General features: G+C 45.8%; 17 protein-coding genes. 12 read left to right on the plus strand and 5 right to left on the minus strand.

Features of this window, described 5'->3' with window-relative positions; genetic code table 11:
* Window positions 1–76: 76 nt before the first annotated feature.
* The 3 genes from BUC01_RS14270 to BUC01_RS14280 all read right to left on the minus strand — a co-directional run bounded on the left by BUC01_RS14270 (window position 77) and on the right by BUC01_RS14280 (window position 5,357).
* Window positions 77–2,740 carry an ATP-binding protein gene (locus tag BUC01_RS14270; RefSeq protein WP_025832022.1) on the minus strand — a complete coding sequence of 888 codons (2,664 nt, stop codon included), beginning with the start codon at window positions 2,738–2,740 and terminating at the stop codon, window positions 77–79.
* A 39-nt stretch (window positions 2,741–2,779) separates the two neighbouring features.
* A complete protein-coding gene (locus BUC01_RS14275; RefSeq protein ID WP_025832024.1) occupies window positions 2,780–3,973 on the minus strand; it encodes a glycosyltransferase family 2 protein in 1,194 nt (397 codons plus the stop codon).
* 178 nt (window positions 3,974–4,151) lie between these two features.
* A complete protein-coding gene (locus BUC01_RS14280) occupies window positions 4,152–5,357 on the minus strand; it encodes a BamA/TamA family outer membrane protein (protein WP_073314078.1) in 1,206 nt (401 codons plus the stop codon).
* A 287-nt stretch (window positions 5,358–5,644) separates the two neighbouring features.
* Between BUC01_RS14280 and BUC01_RS14285 the strand changes: the two genes are divergently transcribed.
* The 12 genes from BUC01_RS14285 to BUC01_RS14340 all read left to right on the plus strand — a co-directional run bounded on the left by BUC01_RS14285 (window position 5,645) and on the right by BUC01_RS14340 (window position 18,566).
* Entirely contained in the window at window positions 5,645–7,045 is a 1,401-nt protein-coding gene (locus BUC01_RS14285) for a C1 family peptidase (protein ID WP_025832026.1), read from the plus strand.
* 223 nt (window positions 7,046–7,268) lie between these two features.
* Window positions 7,269–8,621, plus strand: coding sequence for a Na(+)-translocating NADH-quinone reductase subunit A (locus tag BUC01_RS14290; protein ID WP_025832028.1), 1,353 nt, complete (start codon window positions 7,269–7,271; stop codon window positions 8,619–8,621).
* Window positions 8,622–8,653: 32 nt separating this feature from the next.
* Window positions 8,654–9,823, plus strand: a complete 1,170-nt coding sequence (locus tag BUC01_RS14295; protein WP_025832030.1) for an NADH:ubiquinone reductase (Na(+)-transporting) subunit B — start codon at window positions 8,654–8,656, stop codon at window positions 9,821–9,823.
* Between the two features lie 13 nt (window positions 9,824–9,836).
* Window positions 9,837–10,523 (plus strand): Na(+)-translocating NADH-quinone reductase subunit C, encoded by a 687-nt coding sequence (locus BUC01_RS14300; protein WP_025832032.1) that lies wholly within the window; start codon window positions 9,837–9,839, stop codon window positions 10,521–10,523.
* 4 nt (window positions 10,524–10,527) lie between these two features.
* Window positions 10,528–11,163, plus strand: a complete 636-nt coding sequence (locus BUC01_RS14305; protein ID WP_025832034.1) for an NADH:ubiquinone reductase (Na(+)-transporting) subunit D — start codon at window positions 10,528–10,530, stop codon at window positions 11,161–11,163.
* A 101-nt stretch (window positions 11,164–11,264) separates the two neighbouring features.
* Entirely contained in the window at window positions 11,265–11,891 is a 627-nt protein-coding gene (gene nqrE, locus BUC01_RS14310) for an NADH:ubiquinone reductase (Na(+)-transporting) subunit E (protein ID WP_009128507.1), read from the plus strand.
* A 19-nt stretch (window positions 11,892–11,910) separates the two neighbouring features.
* Window positions 11,911–13,185, plus strand: a complete 1,275-nt coding sequence (nqrF, locus tag BUC01_RS14315; RefSeq protein WP_073314037.1) for an NADH:ubiquinone reductase (Na(+)-transporting) subunit F — start codon at window positions 11,911–11,913, stop codon at window positions 13,183–13,185.
* A gap of 183 nt (window positions 13,186–13,368) precedes the next feature.
* Window positions 13,369–14,718, plus strand: coding sequence for a DEAD/DEAH box helicase (locus BUC01_RS14320; RefSeq protein WP_025832039.1), 1,350 nt, complete (start codon window positions 13,369–13,371; stop codon window positions 14,716–14,718).
* Between the two features lie 275 nt (window positions 14,719–14,993).
* Window positions 14,994–16,061 carry a 3-phosphoserine/phosphohydroxythreonine transaminase gene (serC, locus tag BUC01_RS14325; protein WP_025832041.1) on the plus strand — a complete coding sequence of 356 codons (1,068 nt, stop codon included), beginning with the start codon at window positions 14,994–14,996 and terminating at the stop codon, window positions 16,059–16,061.
* Window positions 16,062–16,174: 113 nt separating this feature from the next.
* Entirely contained in the window at window positions 16,175–17,098 is a 924-nt protein-coding gene (locus BUC01_RS14330; protein ID WP_073314040.1) for an NAD(P)-dependent oxidoreductase, read from the plus strand.
* 1 nt (window position 17,099) lies between these two features.
* A complete protein-coding gene (locus tag BUC01_RS14335; RefSeq protein ID WP_073314042.1) occupies window positions 17,100–17,294 on the plus strand; it encodes a hypothetical protein in 195 nt (64 codons plus the stop codon).
* A 24-nt stretch (window positions 17,295–17,318) separates the two neighbouring features.
* Window positions 17,319–18,566 carry a DUF1015 domain-containing protein gene (locus tag BUC01_RS14340; protein WP_025832044.1) on the plus strand — a complete coding sequence of 416 codons (1,248 nt, stop codon included), beginning with the start codon at window positions 17,319–17,321 and terminating at the stop codon, window positions 18,564–18,566.
* Window positions 18,567–18,626: 60 nt separating this feature from the next.
* Here BUC01_RS14340 and BUC01_RS14345 read toward each other — a convergent pair whose 3' ends face one another.
* Both BUC01_RS14345 and BUC01_RS14350 read right to left on the minus strand, forming a co-directional pair.
* Complete coding sequence (locus tag BUC01_RS14345) at window positions 18,627–18,998, minus strand: hypothetical protein (RefSeq protein ID WP_025832046.1); 372 nt, start codon at window positions 18,996–18,998, stop codon at window positions 18,627–18,629.
* A complete protein-coding gene (locus BUC01_RS14350) occupies window positions 18,995–19,543 on the minus strand; it encodes an RNA polymerase sigma factor (protein WP_025832048.1) in 549 nt (182 codons plus the stop codon). Before BUC01_RS14350 ends, BUC01_RS14345 begins: the two co-directional genes overlap by 4 nt.
* Window positions 19,544–19,616: the final 73 nt, after the last annotated feature.

Below are 19,616 nucleotides of genomic sequence, written 5' to 3' on the forward strand. Positions count from 1 at the left end.
ATTAAAAGACTTTTGTATGCGGGCGAATAATTATTCGCCCGCATACAAAGCGCAGCACTTTCTCAAAGCATTTTCCTTATTTTATCCATTTCTTGATCGTCTCCTTCAACTTTTCCTGTGTGAAAGGTTTGGTCAGAAAGTCATTGCAACCGGCTTCGAATGCTGCTGTACGGTCGTTGTCGTAGGCAAAAGCGGTCAGAGCGACAATGGGTACGTCCGGTGACAGTTCGCGAATGATTCTTGTTGCATCCAATCCGTCGAGATTCGGCATTTTCATATCCATCAGGATGATGTCCGGGTTTATTTCTACGAACATGTTGACAGCTTCCATACCATCTTTGGCACGTTCCAGGTGGTATTCCTTGCTAAGAATAGCTTTGGTCAGGATGTAATTGCTGTCCGTGTCTTCGGCTATCAGGACGGTTTTCATCTCCGCGTCTTTGGGAGCCAGAGTTGGTGTGCTTTCTGCATTCTCTGTTAGTATACTTTGCTCTTCGGTGGTCAGTTCGTTGCTTTCGAGTGCATTTTTAAGCATTTCCTTTTCTTCCTCCCTGGCTGCATTGTCGGGTAGGGTAAAGGTGAAGGTAGTACCTTTCCCAAGTTCGGAAGTTACGGAAATTGTTCCGCCCAGACGTTCGATAATGGTTTTGCAAATGGCTAATCCCAACCCTGTGCCTTGTGCGAAGTTGTTTGCTTTCACAAAGCGTTCGAATACTTTTCCGATCTTTTCGGGAGCGATACCCGTACCGGTATCTGTCACATGAAATACTATTTTTTCTCCCTCCTGGCGATATCCGTAACTGATACTGCCTTTGGTCGTGAACTTGAACGCGTTGCCTATCAGATTTGAAATGACCTGGAAGATGCGGTTCTTGTCCGAGTCGATGCGGAGCTCTTCGTCCGAAGGCTCAAAAATCAGTTCGACACCCGCAGGGCAGCGGAATACGTGAGCATCATGTATTTCCTTGCACAGCGGATGCAGGCGTACTGTGGCGACACTGAATTCTACAATGCCGGCTTCTATCTTCGAGAGGTCGAGAATCTCATTGATGAGTTGCAACAGGCGCTCGTTGTTTGCCTCTACTATGTTATAATAACTTTTGCGTTCTTCGGTATCGTCGCTTTCGGCAATGATGCGTGAGAAACCGACGATGGCGTTGAGCGGTGTACGTATCTCGTGGCTCATATTGGCGAGGAATGCCGATTTGAGTTGGTCGGAAGTTTCGGCTTTCTCTTTGGCGACCATCAGTTCGCGTCTCATCAGTTCCATGTCGGTGATGTCCCATTCGATGCTTAATAAAATGGGAGGGAAGTCGTTACTTTCTATTTTCATCTTCCGCTTATCGAGGAAGAGGGGATTGCCGTTACCATCTCGTTCTTCCGCCACCCAATGCATCTCCTGTCCGGTGGCGGCTATTTCAATATCCTGTTTCCTCTTTTCTTCCGCTATTTCAAAACCATAAAAATCATAGTCGTCTTTTCCAAGGGCTTCCTGCATGGTGATGTCCCGATTGTATGATTCGCGATTGCGGTAGATATATTTATAGCCGTTCTTAATGTCTTTCACGACAACACCGGCGGGCAGGTTCTCAATGATTTTATCCAGAACCTGATTTAATTGCTTGATTTCCTGCTCTTGACGGATGCGTTGTGTTACGTCCCTACCGAATGTCCAGACCGTGCCTATTCCTTCGTCGCTGGTGACCCAATAAGAATTGCCTTCAATGGCAAGCACTTCGGGACGAAGTGGTAACGGGTTATGGACGATGTAGCCTTGACTGAACTCTCCCCGCTTGACGCTGGCGGCAAATTCTGCCCATGTCTGCCGGTCGCGGCCATACGATTGGAGGTCGTATATCTTCATTTGAGTAATGTCATCCGTATTGCTTATGTTGTGCCGTTCTTTGAAGCAGCGGTTGGCGAATATGAGTGTACCGTCTTCGCGGGCTGAGTAGATATCTTCCGTTGAATTGTTTATGGCATGGGTAAGCAGGTTGATGTCATTGCGGCGGCGCTGTATATCTGTGATATTTTGTATATAACCTTCCATAGTGGTGCTGCCGTCTTTATGGCGTTCGCGTGCAAAGGCTTTGAGGCGGATGTAGAAGATTTGGCCCTGATAAAGAATACGATAATCCACGCTGTTCTCCATATCACCTTGCAGATTTTGTTCCAGCCAGTTATTGAAAGTTTCCCTGTCTTCCGGAAGTATATATTGCAGGTATATGTCCATGTTGATATGCTGTGGCTCTTCGGTACACATGATATCGGTATGCCCACTGTAGCTGAAAAAGCGTGTGTCGGACTCATATTGCCAACTACCGATAAGGGCGGCTTTTTGAATCTCATAGAGTTCCCGATTGTTTTTTTCCAGTTCCAGCTTTCGTTGGCTACGTTCCGTAATGTCCCGATATTGGCATAATACCAGGTCACCGTACGGCTGCATGATACACTTGAAGAAATAGGTATCATCCTTCAGGCAGAGTTCGTAATTGCGGATCGATTTTTTCCTGTGCGACAGGACTTTCTTGAATTCCGGATAAAACTCGCTGTATGTTCTGGACGGCAGTATCGCCAGCAAGTTCTTTCCGAGCAGTTTTTCTTCTTTCAGAAACCAGAGATCCACGTTGTGGATGGCTATATCTACGCACACTCCATCCTTGTCCATGAGTATCAATGTATCTGATGTCATGTTCAGGAGCTTCTCGGAATTGTTCGTGTCTTTCAGAATGCTTTTCATTGTTTTCCTTTGTATTTAGATTTATTGGTGGGTGGCTTATCAGCCTGCCCTTCGTGCTTTTTCCCAGGCTCCGCTTTGGTTGCCTTTACGCTTACTCAGGTAGCGGAATCCCCTTATCACGTTTATGTTCATGAAGAGGAAGTAGTAAGGAATAAAGAGTATCTTGTTTTTTATGTGTCTTCGGGAGAGGACATAGCCCCAGATTCCCATCAGATAAAATAGAATTTGCAACCCCAAGATAATAGCGTAGAATAGCGGATAGGCAGTGGTGAAAAGCAACACTACGTTGAGGGGGAGCAACAGGAATAGCAGGATGGGAGTGATGGACCACCGCAGGACACGATGAGACACATATTGGAAGTTGAGCAGACCGTAGCGGAAAGGGTTCAGCAACGGACGCAGTCTCCAGATGGATTGCAAACCTCCGGCTGCAATGCGCACCTTGCGTTTTTCCTCTTCCTGCATATCTGCCGAACCACTTTCGGTGGCATAGGCGGCAGCGCAATAAGCGATGGTGTAGCCCCGCATGACGATGCGCAGGGAGAGGATGAAGTCATCGAGCAATGTATCCGTCCGCATATCCTCAAACAGTTCGCTACGGACGGCAAACAATTCTCCGGCAGCGCCTACGGTTGAGTAAAGGCGTGAGTCGAGTGCTTTCAGCGTAGACTCATATTTCCAGTAAATGCCTTCCCCGCCGGATACGGCATTATCCTTTGTCTGCATGGCAATACGCTTTTCGCCTGCCACGCAGCCCACTTTGGGATTGACAAAGGCATGAACAATTTCACGTAAGGCTTCCCGGTTCAGATGTGTATTGGCATCGGTGAATACGACAAGGGGAGTTTTTACAAACTTCATACCCCGGTTGAGTGCGGCGGTTTTTCCCTGGCGTTCGGGTTGGTGGAGTACGGTGGCTTGCGGCCAACGCGCAAGGCGTTCGTTGGTATGGTCGTTACTACCGTCTGTAACCCAGAATATCTGTAATTTCTCTGCGGGATAATCCAGCTCCAGGCAGTTCTGCATCTTCTCGTCCACAACGTCTTCTTCGTTGTAAGCAGCGATGAACAGGGTCAGTTCCGGCAATTCCTCGTCGGGAGGCATGGGGTAATGTACTGGTTTACGGAAAGTTTCTTTAATTTTGACCAGAATGTACAATACAATTCCATATCCTATATAAGTGTAGAATACGATAAACAGGCTTATCCAGAATACTATCTCGAAAGTTCTCATTATGTGATGTTCTCAGTTTTGTTTAAGGTAAACAAGATAATAAAGCCCAAAAATATGGATAATCTTTTACTGATGCAAGAGAATCGGTAAAAATAGTTGCTGGTTGTGAGTTCTAAATTGTCCGTTATGGGGTATTTTTTACATTGCATATACAAGACGGAAACAAATCATTCATTCATTAAAATGCTTCTGTCATGTTGAAGTAGAACAATGTTTGATTGTTGACTGTATTTTTACCCAAGTCGAGACGCACGTTCATGCGGGGTTGCACTTCGATACGTAATCCTATGCCATAATTGGGCAGTACACCTTCTATCTTGCCGATAGTGGGCCCCATGAAACCACAACCTGCCCATCCCACAAAACCTACATGGTTGAGCATGCGTTTCACCCAAGTACTCTTGTCGGTGTTTATCATCTGGCGATATTCTGCCATGACTACATGGGAGGATTTATCACGATACTGTCCCATATAATAACCGCGCAGGTCGAAAGGAGTTCCTGTAAGGACGTATTGCGTCAACGGCACGTCACCGAATACATTTTTACTCTGGGCCGTCCAGGCAAGTACCCTACGTTTACCCAGGCTCTTATACTGGCGGTAATCTATCTCCAGACGATAGAAGTTATCATCGCTTCCAAGGAATTTAGTGTACATCATACCCCGGAAATCAAGATACATGCCCCGATATGCGTTGGCAGGAATGTCACGACTATCGTAAGTCAGCAGGAAGCCGACGCCGGAGTTGAAGTTAGTATATCCTTTGCTGGTTCCGCCCGCCGCTTTATAGGAAGGTTCGTCTACCAGATGCTTGGCAGGTTCCGTGATGTCGTCATAGTTGATGTCTATCTGCGGACCGGCAAATATATTACTGTTGCCCAGCCGGAACAGGAACCAGGGGTTGAACTGTATGCCGCTGTAACGGTATTGGCTGGTGGTGTCGCTGCGGACATAATTTTTATTCGTATTGTAACCTAATCCATAGAAGTTGTCTTCCGTATTCTTGTAAGCAAACTTTCCGAAGATGCGGAAGCGGTCGCCTTTGAAGAAGAGCTGGGGTTTGGAGAAGAGGTTGATGCCGCCATTGAACAGGAAAGCAATGGCTACGGGGACTACAGAACGCAACTGTGTGGTGTCACTGGGGTTCATCCGGAAGGTCATCAGGGCACTTCCGCCAAGTACGGCACCAAAGTCGGGGGTGTAACTGGGGCCACCCAGAATGTTATAATGCAGATTTCGCTTTGCTACCTTTTGTTTCCGTAATTCACGTTTGGTCAATGCCGGAGTCGTGTCATTGCTGGTAGCCAAGTTTATCATTTCCTGAGCGGAAAGAACTGTTACTGAAAACAGTAACGTCATAATACCTATTATATATTTCTTCATATCATACGAATGAGGGTGCAAAGAAAACTAATTTATTTGGATAAGTTTTCAATCCAATTGACAATAAATCTAAAGAATTTACTAAAAGTTTCAAAAAAGCAATTAAATTTGCATCACCTCATAAGGTAAACAAAACCTATCCGGTCCGTATCTGCTCCGTATGTTATAGACACGGAGCAGATACGGACTTGCTACGGAGATTCTACGGGCCTGTCTTGGTCCGGATGTATTGAGAGGCAGATTTCTTGCTTGCAAAACTTGAATAAATAACATAAAACTATTATTTCATGAATAAACGAATTTTATCAGTTTTTGTTTTCAGTGCCGCTTTGTTTTCTATGCAGGCACAGGACGGGAAGGGTGGTATCAGCGAAACCATGCTGAATCAGATTAAACAGAGTTACCAGGGGACTACCGCCGATAAGGCCTTGCGCAACGCCATTGGCAACAATGACATCCGCAAACTGGCCCTCAACCAGGAAAATCTGACAGGTATGGATACTCATTTTTCTGTGAAAGTAAACTCCAAGGGGATTACAGACCAGAAATCTTCCGGCCGTTGTTGGCTCTTCACCGGGCTGAACGTGATGCGTGCCAAGACTATTGCCCAATACGGTTTCCAGTCTTTTGAGTTTTCGGAGATTTATCCTTTCTTCTGGGACCAGTTGGAGAAAGCGAACCTTTTCCTGCAAGGTGTAATCGACACAAGCAAAAGTCCGATGACCGACAAGACCGTGGAATGGCTTTTCCAGCATCCGTTGAGCGATGGAGGAACGTTTACGGGCGTTGCCGATATCGTCAGCAAATATGGTCTGGTGCCTAAAGAGGCGATGCCGGAAACGAACAGCAGCGATAATACGTCGCGCATGGCAAACCTCATTTCCCTGAAACTGAAAGAATACGGATTACAGTTGCGTGACCTTGCTTCCAAAGGAGCAAAACCCGATGCGCTGAATAAAGAAAAAACAACGATGCTCGGCACTATCTATCGCATGTTGGTGCTGAATCTGGGAGTTCCGCCCACGGAATTTGACTATGTACGCAAAGATGCCAAAGGCAATCCCGCAGAAACAGAACATCATACCCCGATGTCTTTCCTGAAAAAATATGGTGACGAAAACCTGCTGACCAACTATGTGATGGTGATGAACGACCCTACCCGTGAGTACTACAAATGCTATGAGATAGACTATGACCGCCACCGCTACGACGGCAAGAACTGGACATACGTCAACCTGCCTGTAGAGGATATCAAGGAAATGGCCATCGCCTCCCTGAAAGACAGCACCATGATGTATTTCTCCTGCGATGTGGGCAAGTTCCTGAACTCGGAACGTGGACTGCTCGATGTGAAAAACTATGATTACGAATCACTGATGGGCACCACCTTCGGCATGGATAAGAAACAGCGCATTCAAACCTTCTCCAGCGGCTCCAGCCATGCCATGACCCTTATGGCGGTGGACTTGAATCAGGACGGAAAGCCTGTGAAGTGGATGGTGGAGAACAGTTGGGGCCCCGCAAGCGGCTACCAGGGACACCTGATTATGACTGACGAATGGTTCAACGAATATATGTTCCGCCTGGTGTTGGAAACCAAGTATGTTCCTGCCAAAGTGATGGATGTATTCAAGCAGAAGCCCATCCGTCTGCCGGCATGGGATCCGATGTTTGCGGAAGAAAATTAAAAACAATTATTGCACGAGCTAATATAATTATTGCAAGGGCAAACCTAATTATTGCAGTGGCATACTATTTTAGCCCCTTTTCAGTAGCCCTATTATTGTCGTGCTCGTTAACGAAAGGAATTGCGGAAATTTATCCGTAATTCCTTTCTTTTTTGCTCTTTATTCACGTTCTTTTTTGCTACTTTTGCGGCAAATTAATGAAACCATTATTTTATATAAACGCATGGCAAATGTAATTAAGTTACGTAAAGGCCTTGACATCAACCTGAAAGGTAAAGCTGCTCAGGAGCTAAAGTCTGTGAAAGAGCCGGGATTCTACGCATTGGTTCCCGAAGATTTCACGGGTATCACTCCGAAAGTGGTGGTCAAAGAACAGGAATATGTGATGGCCGGAGGACCCTTGTTTATCGACAAGAATCATCCTGAATTGAAATTTGTTTCGCCCGTGAGCGGCGTAGTGACAAGCGTGGAGCGCGGTGCACGCCGCAAAGTGCTGAACATTGTCGTTGAAGCTGCTGCTGAGCAAGACTATGAAGAATTCGGAAAGAAAGACGTGAATGCCCTGAACGGTGAGTCAGTGAAAGCTGCATTGCTGGAAGCAGGTATGTTCGCTTTCATCCGTCAGCGTCCCTACGACGTGATTGCTGACCCTACGATGTATCCGAAAGCCATCTTCATTTCAGCCTTCGACAGCAACCCGCTGGCACCCGATTTCGAGTTCGCCCTGAAAGGCGAGGAAGCAAACTTCCAGACAGGACTTGACGCTCTTGCCAAGATGGCAAAGACGTATCTGAGTATTAGTGTGAAACAAAAGGCAACAGCATTGACGCAAGCCAAGAATGTGACGGTTACCGCATTTGACGGGCCGAACCCGGCTGGAAATGTAGGCGTACAGATTAACCACATTTCCCCTATCGTGAAGGGTGAAACAGTGTGGACAATCGGTGCGGAAGCAGTCATCTTCATTGGCCGTCTGTTCAATACAGGTCGTGTGGACATGACGCGCAAAGTAGCCGTGACAGGTTCCGAAGTGTTGAAACCTGCATACTGCAAACTGAAAGTAGGCGCCCTGCTGACAAACGTATTCAGTGGAAACGTGACCACAGGCAGAGACTTGCGCTACATCAGCGGTAATGTACTTACTGGTAAACAGGTAAGTCCGAACGGCTTCCTCGGTGCTTTCGACAGTCAACTGACAGTAATTCCCGAAGGTGACGACGTCCATGAAATGGCAGGTTGGATTATGCCGCGTTTCGATCAGTTCAGCGTAAATCATTCCTACTTTAGCTGGTTGATGGGCAAGAACAAGGAATATGTACTCGATGCACGTGTCAAAGGTGGCGAACGCCACATGATTATGTCCAACGAATACGACAGGGTATTCCCGATGGATATCTTCCCCGAATATCTGGTGAAGGCTATCATTGCAGGCGACATCGACCGCATGGAGGCCCTGGGTATCTACGAAGTAGCTCCCGAGGATTTTGCCCTTTGCGAATTTGTATGCTCTTCAAAGGTAGAGGTTCAACGTATTGTTCGTGCCGGGCTCGACATGCTTCGTGCTGAAATGGCGTAATTCAATTAAAAATTAAGAATTAAAAATTAAAAATGAAAGCGTTAAGAAATTATCTCGACAAGATAAAGCCGAACTTTGAAGAGGGCGGTAAATACCACGCATTCCAGTCTGTGTTCGACGGATTCGAGACATTCCTGTTCGTCCCCAACAGGACTTCGAAATCGGGAACGCACATTCACGACGCTATCGACAGCAAACGCATTATGTCGATGGTGGTCATTGCGTTGATACCGGCGTTGTTGTTCGGTATGTATAACGTGGGTTATCAGCATTTCACGAATACCGGTGCTACAGGTAGCTTCATTGAAATGTTTGCCTACGGTTTCCTGGCTGTATTGCCAAAAATCATTGTATCTTATATAGTAGGTCTTGGTATTGAGTTCGTAGTGGCTCAGTGGAAGAAAGAAGAAATCCAGGAAGGTTTCCTCGTTTCCGGTATCCTTATCCCTATGATTGTTCCGGTAGACTGTCCGCTGTGGATTCTGGCGGTAGCTACTGCGTTCTCTGTAATTTTCGCTAAGGAAGTGTTCGGTGGTACGGGTATGAACGTGTTTAACGTTGCCTTGATTACCCGCGCATTCCTGTTCTTCGCATATCCTACCAAGATGTCCGGTGATGCCGTATGGGTATCGGGTGATTCTATCTTCGGCATGGGACAGGCTGTTGACGGACTGACTGTAGCTACTCCGTTGGGTGAAGCTGCCACGACCGGCGCCGTTCCGCCTTTCTCCTGGGATATGGTGACAGGTTTGATACCGGGTTCTATCGGTGAGACCAGTGTAATTGCCATCGCTCTCGGTGCTATCCTGTTGCTGGCAACGGGCATTGCAAGCTGGAAGACGATGTTCTCCGTATTCGTGGGTGGTGCATTCATGGCTTGGGTGTTCAACACAGTTGGTCCTGATACTCCGATGGCTCAGATGCCTTGGTACGAACACCTCGTGCTGGGTGGTTTCTGTTTCGGTGCCGTGTTCATGGCTACCGACCCCGTAACTTCGGCACGTACCGAGACGGGTAAGTATATCTTCGGTTTCCTGATTGGCGTCATGGCCATCGTGATCCGTGTACTGAACCCCGGTTACCCCGAAGGTATGATGCTCGCCATCCTGCTGATGAATATCTTCGCTCCGCTGATTGACTACTGTGTAGTACAGGGCAATATCAGCCGCCGCGAGAAACGTGCAATCAAGTCTAACAATTAAAATACCCGAAGAAATGAATACCAATAGTAATAGTTATACTATCATTTATGCTTCGGTAATGGTTGTTATCGTTGCATTTTTGCTGGCATTCGTCAGTTCCTCACTGCGAAGCATTCAGAATAAGAACGTGGAACTGGATACGAAGAAGCAAATCCTCGCTGCATTGAACATCAAGAATGTTGCAGATGCCGAGGCTGAATATAATAAATATGTAAAGGGAGACATGCTGATGAACGTGGACGGTACATTGACCGAAAACACAGGTGCATTTGCTACCGGTTACGAAAAAGAAGCTAAAGAACACCAACGCCTGCACGTATTCGTGGCAGAAGTGGACGGAGAAACGAAATATGTATTCCCAGTTTACGGTGCCGGTCTTTGGGGTGCTATCTGGGGTTATGTTGCACTGAACAGTGATAAAGATACCGTTTACGGTGTTTATTTCTCTCACGCCAGTGAAACTCCGGGTCTGGGTGCTGAAATCGCAGGCCAACACTTCCAGAATGAATTCCTGGGCAAGAAGACATTGGATAACGGTGAAGTTGCCCTGGGTGTTGTGAAAAACGGCAAGGTAGAGAAACCTGACTTTCAGGTGGACGGTATCTCCGGCGGTACGATTACTTCTGTAGGTGTGGATGCTATGCTGAAAACTTGTCTGAATAGTTACAAGAGTTTTTTAACCAATAATGATGAGGAATAAGGATATGGGACAGTTATTTTCAAAGAAAAACAGAGAAGTATTCTCTAATCCGCTGGGTATGGACAACCCCGTTACCGTACAGGTGCTGGGTATCTGTTCTGCACTGGCTGTAACTGCCAAGCTGGAACCCGCCATCGTAATGGGGCTTTCGGTAACAGTGATTACGGCTTTTGCCAATGTGGTGATCTCGTTGTTGCGCAAGACTATCCCCAACCGTATCCGTATCATCGTTCAGTTGGTTGTGGTAGCCGCTCTGGTAACCATTGTGAGTGAAATCCTGAAAGCGTTTGCTTACGACGTAAGCGTACAGCTTTCCGTTTACGTAGGTTTGATTATTACAAACTGTATCCTGATGGGACGTCTGGAAGCATTTGCCATGCAGAACGGTCCCTGGGAATCCTGCCTTGATGGTATAGGTAACGGTTTGGGATATGCCAAGATTTTGATTATCGTAGCTTTCTTCCGTGAGCTGTTGGGTTCCGGTACGTTGCTCGGTTTCAACATCCTGAACCACGAATGGTTGACGAATATAGGTTATGTGAACAACGGCTTGATGCTGATGCCGCCGATGGCGTTGATTATCTGCGCTTGCATCATCTGGTATCAGCGTGCACGTCACAAAGAGTTGCAAGAAAAGTAATATAAATGAAGAATGAAGAATGATGAATGAAGAATTGGCGGCACTATGGCGCTGCATAGAAATTCTTAATTCTTAATTCTTAATTCTTAATTCAAAGAATTATGGAACATTTAATAAGTTTATTTGTCCGCTCCATCTTTGTGGACAACATGATATTTGCGTTCTTCCTGGGTATGTGCTCTTACTTGGCTGTATCCAAGAACGTGAAGACTGCCGTAGGACTGGGCATCGCCGTTACTTTCGTATTGGTGGTTACGCTTCCGGTCAACTATTTATTGCAGACCAAGGTGCTGGCTGCCGACGCTATCATTCCGGGCGTAGACCTCAGCTTCCTCAGTTTTATTCTTTTCATTGCCGTAATTGCAGGTATCGTGCAGTTGGTGGAGATGGTGGTAGAGCGTTTCAGCCCGTCGCTGTACGCTTCACTGGGTATCTTCCTGCCGCTGATTGCTGTGAACTGTGCCATCATGGGTGCTTCGCTCTTCATGCAGCAGCGCATCAATGTAGGTGAGAGCGATCCGAAATATATCGGTGATATATGGGATGCTATTTCTTACGCATTGGGTTCCGGTATCGGTTGGTTGCTCGCCATCGTAGGTTTGGCAGCTATCCGCGAGAAGATGGCTTACTCTGACGTTCCTGCTCCACTGAAAGGTCTGGGCATCACGTTCATTACAGTAGGCTTGATGGCAATGGCATTCATGTGTTTCTCTGGTTTGAACATCTAATAAAGAAAGGAATAAAACAATGGATATAAATTTAATATTAGCGAGCATTGGAGTATTCCTGGTGGTTATTCTGCTGCTTGTCGTTATCCTGTTGGTTGCCAAGAATTTCCTGGTACCCTCGGGTAATGTAAAACTGACTATCAACGGCGACAATGTGCTGGACGTAGAGTCCGGTTCCACGTTGCTGAATACGTTGTCTATGAACGGTGTATTCCTTTCTTCCGCTTGTGGTGGTAAGGGTTCTTGCGGACAATGCAAATGCCAGGTGCTGGATGGCGGTGGCGAAATCCTGCCGTCCGAGGTTCCTCATTTCAGCCGCAAACAGGTACAAGACCATTGGCGTCTGGGTTGCCAGGTGAAAGTGAAGAGCGACATGGGCATCAAGATTGACGAGTCTGTGCTCGGTGTAAAAGAGTGGGAGTGCGAGGTAATCTCCAACAAGAACGTGGCTACGTTCATCAAGGAGTTCATCGTTGCGTTGCCTAAGGGCGAACACATGGATTTCATTCCGGGTTCTTATGCACAGATCAAGATTCCTAAATACTCAATGGACTATAACAAGGACATTGATAAGAGTCTGATTGGTGACGAGTACTTGCCCGCATGGGAGAAATTCGGTTTGTTTACATTGAAGTGTAACAATGACGAAGAAACCATCCGTGCATATTCTATGGCTAATTATCCGGCAGAGGGCGACCGTATCATGTTGACGGTACGTATCGCAACTCCTCCGTTCAAGCCGAAAGACCAGGGACAGGGTTTCATGGATGTGCCTGCGGGTATCGCTTCTTCTTATATCTTCACGCTGAAACCGGGTGACAAGGTAATAATGAGTGGTCCTTACGGAGACTTCCACCCGATATTCGACTCTAAGAAGGAAATGATGTGGATTGGTGGTGGTGCCGGTATGGCTCCGTTGCGTGCACAAATCATGCACTTGACGAAGACGTTGCATACTACGGACCGCAAGATGACTTACTTCTACGGTGCACGTGCATTGAACGAGGTATTCTATCTGGAAGACTTCCTGCAAATCGAGAAGGATTTCCCGAACTTTACGTTCCATCTTGCATTGGACCGTCCGGACCCTGCAGCAGACGCAGCCGGCGTGAAGTATACTCCGGGCTTTGTTCATCAGGTAATTTACAACACTTATCTGAAAGACCACGAAGCTCCCGAAGACATCGAATACTACATGTGTGGTCCTGGTCCGATGTCGAAAGCTGTTGAGAAGATGCTCGACGATCTCGGCGTTCCGGCTCAGAACTTGATGTTCGATAACTTCGGCGGATAAGCTGAAACTTCAAAGTTTATAAAAGACTTCGATATTTTAGAAAACTCCTGCATGGCTACGGCTACGCAGGAGTTTTTTTATCTTCGGATAAGATAAACTGCATTCGGGCATATTTTTTTTATCAAGCATGAAAGTTCTGCACTCAAATTGCATTATCTTTGGCTCGTCATAGAAAAAAACATTATGGAAATTCAAGATATACTCAGAAATCTGCAAATAGAACAACTCACCCCAATGCAAGAGGCAACACGGGAGGCTTATCGTGAAAACAAAGATTTAGTATTGCTTTCGCCTACAGGTTCGGGCAAGACGCTGGCTTTTCTTCTTCCATTGGTGCAATCGCTGAAAGCAGAAATGCAAGGAGTGCAGGCCATTGTTTTGGTGCCTTCGCGCGAATTGGCATTGCAGATTGAAACAGTCTTTAAATCTATGGGAACTCCATTCAAGGCAATGAGCTGCTATGGTGGTCGTCCTGCTATGGAGGAGCACCGCACGATGAAAGGCATCAATCCCTCAGTTATCATCGGTACACCGGGACGAATGAACGACCACTTGCGGAAAGAGAATTTCGATGCAAGCAGCGTCACCACACTGGTGATAGACGAGTTCGATAAATGCCTCGAATTCGGTTTCCATGATGAGATGGCAGAAGTTATCGGGCAGTTGCCTTCCTTAAAAAAACGTGTGCTGCTTTCTGCTACCGATGCCGAAGAAATTCCCCTGTTCACCGGTGTAAGAGACGCTGATAACTCTCAACTTTCAACTCTCAACTCTCAACTTGTCAAGCTTGACTTCCTCGATCCGGAAGCCCTTGCTCCACGTCTGCGGCTTCATAAGGTTCTTTCTCCCGGGAAAGACAAACTGGAAACTTTGTATAATCTGCTTTGCACACTCGGACATCATTCAACCCTTGTTTTCTGCAACTATCGCGAAAGTGTGGAACGGGTAACAGCATATCTGCAATCAAAGAAATTTCCTTGTGATATGTTTCATGGCGGCATGGAACAGCCCGACCGCGAACGTGCACTCTATAAATTCCGCAATGGCAGTTGTGCTGTATTGATTTCTACCGACCTTGCTGCCCGCGGGCTGGATATTCCCGGCATTGAGAACGTAGTTCACTACCATCTACCGGTGAACGAAGAAGCCTATACACACCGCAACGGACGTACGGCACGCTGGGAAGCGGATGGGAATTCCTATATCATTTTGCATGCCGAAGAACGTATTCCCGAATATATCCCCGAAGACATCGAGGCTTTCGAGTTTCCTGAAGTGCTTCCGAAGCCTGCCAAACCTCGTTGGGCTACCTTATATATAGGTAAAGGCAAAAAGGATAAACTGAATAAAATAGATATCGTCGGTTTCCTATATAAGAAAGGTGGAATGGTGCGTGAAGATGTAGGGCAGGTAGATGTGAAAGAGCACTATGCTTTTGTGGCTGTCCGCCGCAGTAAAATGAAACAGTTGCTTACCTTGATACGCGGTGAGAAAATTAAGGGTATGAAGACGATTATTGAAGAAGCAAAGTAGTCTTTTCTTATAAATATTCACTTTTCTTGCGTTTATAGTTTTGAATGCGAAGTAATAAATCCGTATTACTTTTAGTTTCTCCAAAAGTAGTATTCTTGATAAGTATGGATAACAAAATGGTGCATATATCCTGTATAAACCATAAAAAAGTAAGCTAAATGCGGTGTAAAAATAGAATTTCATTATGAAAGGTTTGTTTTAAAGAAATATTTCCGTAATTTCGCAAAGTCGAAAGACATTAATGAACGAAATTGTATAACCAAAACAAACTTCAAATGAAAAAGCATAATTTCAATGCAGGACCTTCTATTCTTCCTCGTGAGGTAATTGAGGATACGGCAAAAGCTATTCTCGATTTCAATGGCTCAGGTCTCTCACTGATGGAAATCAGCCACCGTGCTAAGGACTTCCAACCCGTTGTGGACGAAGCCGTGGCACTATTCAAAGAATTACTCAATATCCCTGAAGGGTATTCGGTATTGTTCTTGGGCGGTGGTGCCAGTTTGGAATTCTGCATGATCCCCTTCAACTTCCTCGAAAAGAAAGCTGCTTACCTGAACACAGGTGTATGGGCCAAGAAGGCTATGAAAGAAGCCAAAGCTTTCGGTGAAGTAGTTGAAGTCGCTTCTTCCGCAGAGTCTACTTATACTTATATCCCTAAGGATTACACTGTACCTGCTGATGCTGATTACTTCCATATCACCACTAACAACACTATTTACGGTACTGAGCTCAAGGAAGATCTGGATGTAAATGTTCCTATGATTGCTGACATGTCTTCTGATATTTTCTCCCGTCCTATCGACGTGTCTAAATATATCTGTATCTATGGTGGTGCACAGAAGAATCTGGCTCCTTCCGGCGTAACATTCGTTATTGTGAAGAATGACGCTTTGGGCAAGGTATCCCGCTATATCCCGACGATGCTGAACTATCAGACACATATCGACAGTGGTTCTATGTTCAACACTCCTCCGGTAGTTCCTATCTATGCTGCATTGCAGACTTTGCGCTGGATTAAGGCACAGGGTGGTGTGAAAGAAATGGAACGCCGTGCCATTGAAAAGGCTGACATGTTGTATGCTGAAATCGACCGTAACAAAATGTTCGTCGGTACTGCTGCTCAGGAAGACCGTTCACGCATGAACATCTGCTTCGTGATGGCTCCCGAATACAAAGAACTGGAAGCTGACTTCATGAAGTTCGCTACGGAAAAAGGTATGGTAGGTATCAAAGGACACCGTTCAGTGGGTGGTTTCCGCGCATCTTGCTACAACGCTATGCCGAAAGAAAGCGTACAGGCTTTGATTGACTGCATGCAGGAATTTGAGAAACTTCATTAATAATATTTTATTCACCACAGAGGGCACAGAGTCCCACAGAGATTAAACTTATAAGAAGAAACTCTGTGGAACTCTGAGTACTCTGTGGTGAGTCTTTTTAATATCATAGAATCATGAAAGTATTAATTGCAACCGACAAACCGTTCGCTAAAGTAGCTGTAGACGGTATTCGCAAAGAAATTGAAACAGCAGGTTATGAACTTGCCTTGCTGGAGAAATATACAGAGAAAGTCCAGTTACTGGACGCTGTGAAGGATGCTAATGCCATTATTATCCGCAGCGACATCATAGATGCCGAAGTGCTGGATGCTGCCAAAGAACTGAAGATTGTGGTACGCGCAGGTGCAGGTTACGATAATGTAGACTTGGAAGCTGCCACTGCACACAATGTATGTGTGATGAACACCCCGGGACAGAACTCTAATGCCGTAGCCGAACTCGCTTTCGGTATGATGGTAATGGCTGTCCGCAATATGTATAACGGTACTTCCGGAACGGAACTGAAAGGCAAAAAACTGGGTATTCACGCTTATGGTAACGTAGGCCGTAATGTAGCCCGTATCGCTAAAGGCTTCGGTATGGAAATCTTTGCTTTCGATGCTTTCTGTCCGAAAGAGGTTATTGAGAAAGACGGTGTGAAGGCTGTTGACTCTGCCGATGAACTTTACTCTACTTGTGACGTGGTTTCACTGCACATTCCGGCTACTGCCGAAACGAAGAACTCCATCAACTATGCTTTGGTGAACAAAATGCCGAAGGGTGGTGTATTGGTGAACACAGCCCGTAAAGAGGTTATCAACGAAACAGAATTGATTCAGTTGATGGAAGAACGTGCTGACCTGAAATACATGACTGACATCATGCCTGCTGCCAACGAAACATTTGCAGCTAAGTTTGTCGGACGCTACTTCTCTACACCGAAGAAGATGGGAGCACAGACTGCCGAAGCTAATATCAATGCAGGTATTGCTGCTGCTCAGCAGATTGTAGGCTTCCTGAAAGACGGTTGCGAGAAATTCCGCGTTAACAAAAAGTGAGATGAATAGCAGGACTGCCTATAAATTTGCAGTACTCTATCTGACGATAGGTGCTGGTATATTTGCATTGAGCAGTATATTCAGAAAAGAACTTTCAGATTTCGCCCTCGGCTTTTGCGAGGGCGTATCTGTTGTGCTGATAGTAGGTAGTGCAATCTATTTGATAGTGCATTTCATGAAAAAGAAATCTCAATAATCCATTAAAAACACACCTTGACTTATGGCAATAATTAAACCTTTTAAGGGCGTTCGTCCTCCGCAGGACCTGGTAGAACAGGTTGCTTCCCGTCCGTATGATGTGCTGAACTCAGCAGAAGCGCGCGAAGAGGCGAAAGGAAACGAGAAATCCCTGTATCATATCATTAAGCCCGAAATAGATTTTCCGGTAGGCACTGACGAACATGATGAATGTGTTTATCAGAAAGCTGCTGAAAACTTCCAAATGTTCCAGGATAAAGGCTGGTTGGTGCAGGACGATAAAGAAAACTATTACGTCTATGCGCAGACCATGAATGGAAAGACGCAGTATGGTCTGGTAGTTGGCGCTTATGTTCCCGACTATATGAACGGTGTCATCAAAAAGCATGAATTGACCCGCCGCGATAAGGAAGAAGACCGCATGAAGCATGTTCGCGTGAACAATGCCAATATCGAACCGGTATTCTTTGCATATCCTGATAATGCTACTCTGGATACTATCATCGCTCATTATACTGCCGGAAAACCGGTGTACGACTTTATCGCTCCCGGCGATGGTTTCGGACATACTTTCTGGATTATTGATAAACAGGAAGATATTGATGCCATCACCCAGGAATTTGCTAAGATGCCTGCCCTCTACATTGCCGACGGACATCATCGTAGTGCTGCCGCTGCTTTGGTGGGAGTTGAAAAAGCGAAGCAGAATCCAAATCATTCCGGTGACGAAGAATACAACTACTTCATGGCTGTTTGCTTCCCTGCCAACCAACTGACAATTATCGATTATAACCGTGTTGTCAAAGACCTGAACGGTTTGACACCGGAGCAGTTCCTGGCTGCTGTCAGCAAGAACTTCACGATTGAAGAAAAGGGTGCGGATATTTATAAACCTACCGGTTTGCATAATTTCTCCCTTTATCTGGATGGCAAGTGGTATAGCCTGACAGCTAAACCGGGCACATATAATGATAATGACCCGATTGGCGTGCTGGATGTGACCATTTCTTCTAATCTTATTCTGGATGAAGTACTCGGTATAAAAGACCTTCGTTCCGACAAACGTATTGATTTCGTCGGTGGTATCCGTGGTCTGGGCGAGTTGAAGAAACGGGTGGATAGTGGCGAGATGAAAGTTGCTTTGGCACTTTATCCGGTCAGCATGAAGCAGTTGATGGACATTGCAGATACAGGCAACATCATGCCTCCCAAAACAACGTGGTTTGAACCGAAATTACGTTCGGGACTGGTTATCCACAAATTGGATTAAAACTATTATTTGAAAAAGAAAAACGAGGATGTCCGTTGAAAGGAACATCCTCGTTTCTTTTTAAGAATGATGCTTGTAATATCGTTTTCTCATCCATCGGTCGAACAGGACGAACAACGGAATTGTAATAAGTATCAGCACCCAGAATGCCGGTATCTGAATATTGTCAGGTTTCAGGTTTTCCGTAGGAGTGAAGGCCTCCCTGATGACATCACCAAAGTAAGTGGCTAATCCGGCAATGCAACATCCTACTAAGAATACAGAAGCAGCTATCGTAGCAAATAAAGTTCTTCGTTCCGATTTCTTTTCCCGCAGACGCATAGCCTCTTCCACCTTCCTCATGGTGCGGTAAGCAAAGTTGGAAGGCAGGCGAAATTCATTTTTCGCTTTTACGGCTCTTTTCAGTCCTTTATCTTTTTGTTCTTCGTTCATACTTCCTCTTGTTTAATGAGTACATATATCTTTTTGCGTACGCGATGCAATTTTACTTTTGCATTGCTCTCTGTCAGGCCCAGAATCAGGGCGGTTTCATTCATCGTCTTTTCTTCATAGTAGAATAGAGTAATCAAGGCACGTTCGTCGGAGTTCAGTTTTTCTATGGCTCTGTTTAGTTTGATAATCATTTCTTCGCTTTCGTCGTTCAGCGTCTCGTCAACCTGCTGCTCCGAAATGTTGGCGAGTAACGTATCATCCATGGCAAAGGTATCAAATTTCTTTTTACGGGCTGCCGAAATTGCCGTATTATAAGCGATGGAATATATCCATGTGGAGAAAGAACTTTCGGCTTTGAAAGAGGAGAGGTGCTGGAACGCTTTCAGAAAAACGTCTTGCGTCAGCTCTTCGGCATCTTCCTGATTGCAGATGATGCGGGCAATCAGGGAAAATACCTGTTGACCGTACTGATTCAGGAAGTTTTCGTACAGAGCAGTTTCTCCTTTCAATATTCGTCGGATAATATGTGTTTCGTTATTCTCCATTTTGCTCTTTAGACGCAACTCTCTATATAAGGTTACAGAATCTGGAAAGAAATATTTTTTTTCGCAGAATGTG

The sequence above is a fragment of the Bacteroides stercorirosoris genome (assembly GCF_900142015.1).
GTDB classification, from domain to species: domain Bacteria; phylum Bacteroidota; class Bacteroidia; order Bacteroidales; family Bacteroidaceae; genus Bacteroides; species Bacteroides stercorirosoris.

Excerpts from the sequence above, each read along its gene's own strand:
- BUC01_RS14340 (WP_025832044.1), top strand. The coding sequence starts at position 17,319 with ATGGCAATAATTAAACCTTTTAAGGGCGTTCGTCCTCCGCAGGACCTG.
- BUC01_RS14285 (WP_025832026.1), top strand. The coding sequence starts at position 5,645 with ATGAATAAACGAATTTTATCAGTTTTTGTTTTCAGTGCCGCTTTGTTT.
- BUC01_RS14300 (WP_025832032.1), top strand. The coding sequence starts at position 9,837 with ATGAATACCAATAGTAATAGTTATACTATCATTTATGCTTCGGTAATG.
- BUC01_RS14305 (WP_025832034.1), top strand. The coding sequence starts at position 10,528 with ATGGGACAGTTATTTTCAAAGAAAAACAGAGAAGTATTCTCTAATCCG.
- BUC01_RS14275 (WP_025832024.1), bottom strand. The coding sequence starts at position 3,973 with ATGAGAACTTTCGAGATAGTATTCTGGATAAGCCTGTTTATCGTATTC.
- nqrF (WP_073314037.1), top strand. The coding sequence starts at position 11,911 with ATGGATATAAATTTAATATTAGCGAGCATTGGAGTATTCCTGGTGGTT.
- serC (WP_025832041.1), top strand. The coding sequence starts at position 14,994 with ATGAAAAAGCATAATTTCAATGCAGGACCTTCTATTCTTCCTCGTGAG.
- BUC01_RS14270 (WP_025832022.1), bottom strand. The coding sequence starts at position 2,740 with ATGAAAAGCATTCTGAAAGACACGAACAATTCCGAGAAGCTCCTGAAC.
- BUC01_RS14350 (WP_025832048.1), bottom strand. The coding sequence starts at position 19,543 with ATGGAGAATAACGAAACACATATTATCCGACGAATATTGAAAGGAGAA.
- BUC01_RS14295 (WP_025832030.1), top strand. The coding sequence starts at position 8,654 with ATGAAAGCGTTAAGAAATTATCTCGACAAGATAAAGCCGAACTTTGAA.
- BUC01_RS14335 (WP_073314042.1), top strand. The coding sequence starts at position 17,100 with ATGAATAGCAGGACTGCCTATAAATTTGCAGTACTCTATCTGACGATA.
- BUC01_RS14345 (WP_025832046.1), bottom strand. The coding sequence starts at position 18,998 with ATGAACGAAGAACAAAAAGATAAAGGACTGAAAAGAGCCGTAAAAGCG.
- nqrE (WP_009128507.1), top strand. The coding sequence starts at position 11,265 with ATGGAACATTTAATAAGTTTATTTGTCCGCTCCATCTTTGTGGACAAC.
- BUC01_RS14280 (WP_073314078.1), bottom strand. The coding sequence starts at position 5,357 with ATGAAGAAATATATAATAGGTATTATGACGTTACTGTTTTCAGTAACA.
- BUC01_RS14320 (WP_025832039.1), top strand. The coding sequence starts at position 13,369 with ATGGAAATTCAAGATATACTCAGAAATCTGCAAATAGAACAACTCACC.
- BUC01_RS14330 (WP_073314040.1), top strand. The coding sequence starts at position 16,175 with ATGAAAGTATTAATTGCAACCGACAAACCGTTCGCTAAAGTAGCTGTA.
- BUC01_RS14290 (WP_025832028.1), top strand. The coding sequence starts at position 7,269 with ATGGCAAATGTAATTAAGTTACGTAAAGGCCTTGACATCAACCTGAAA.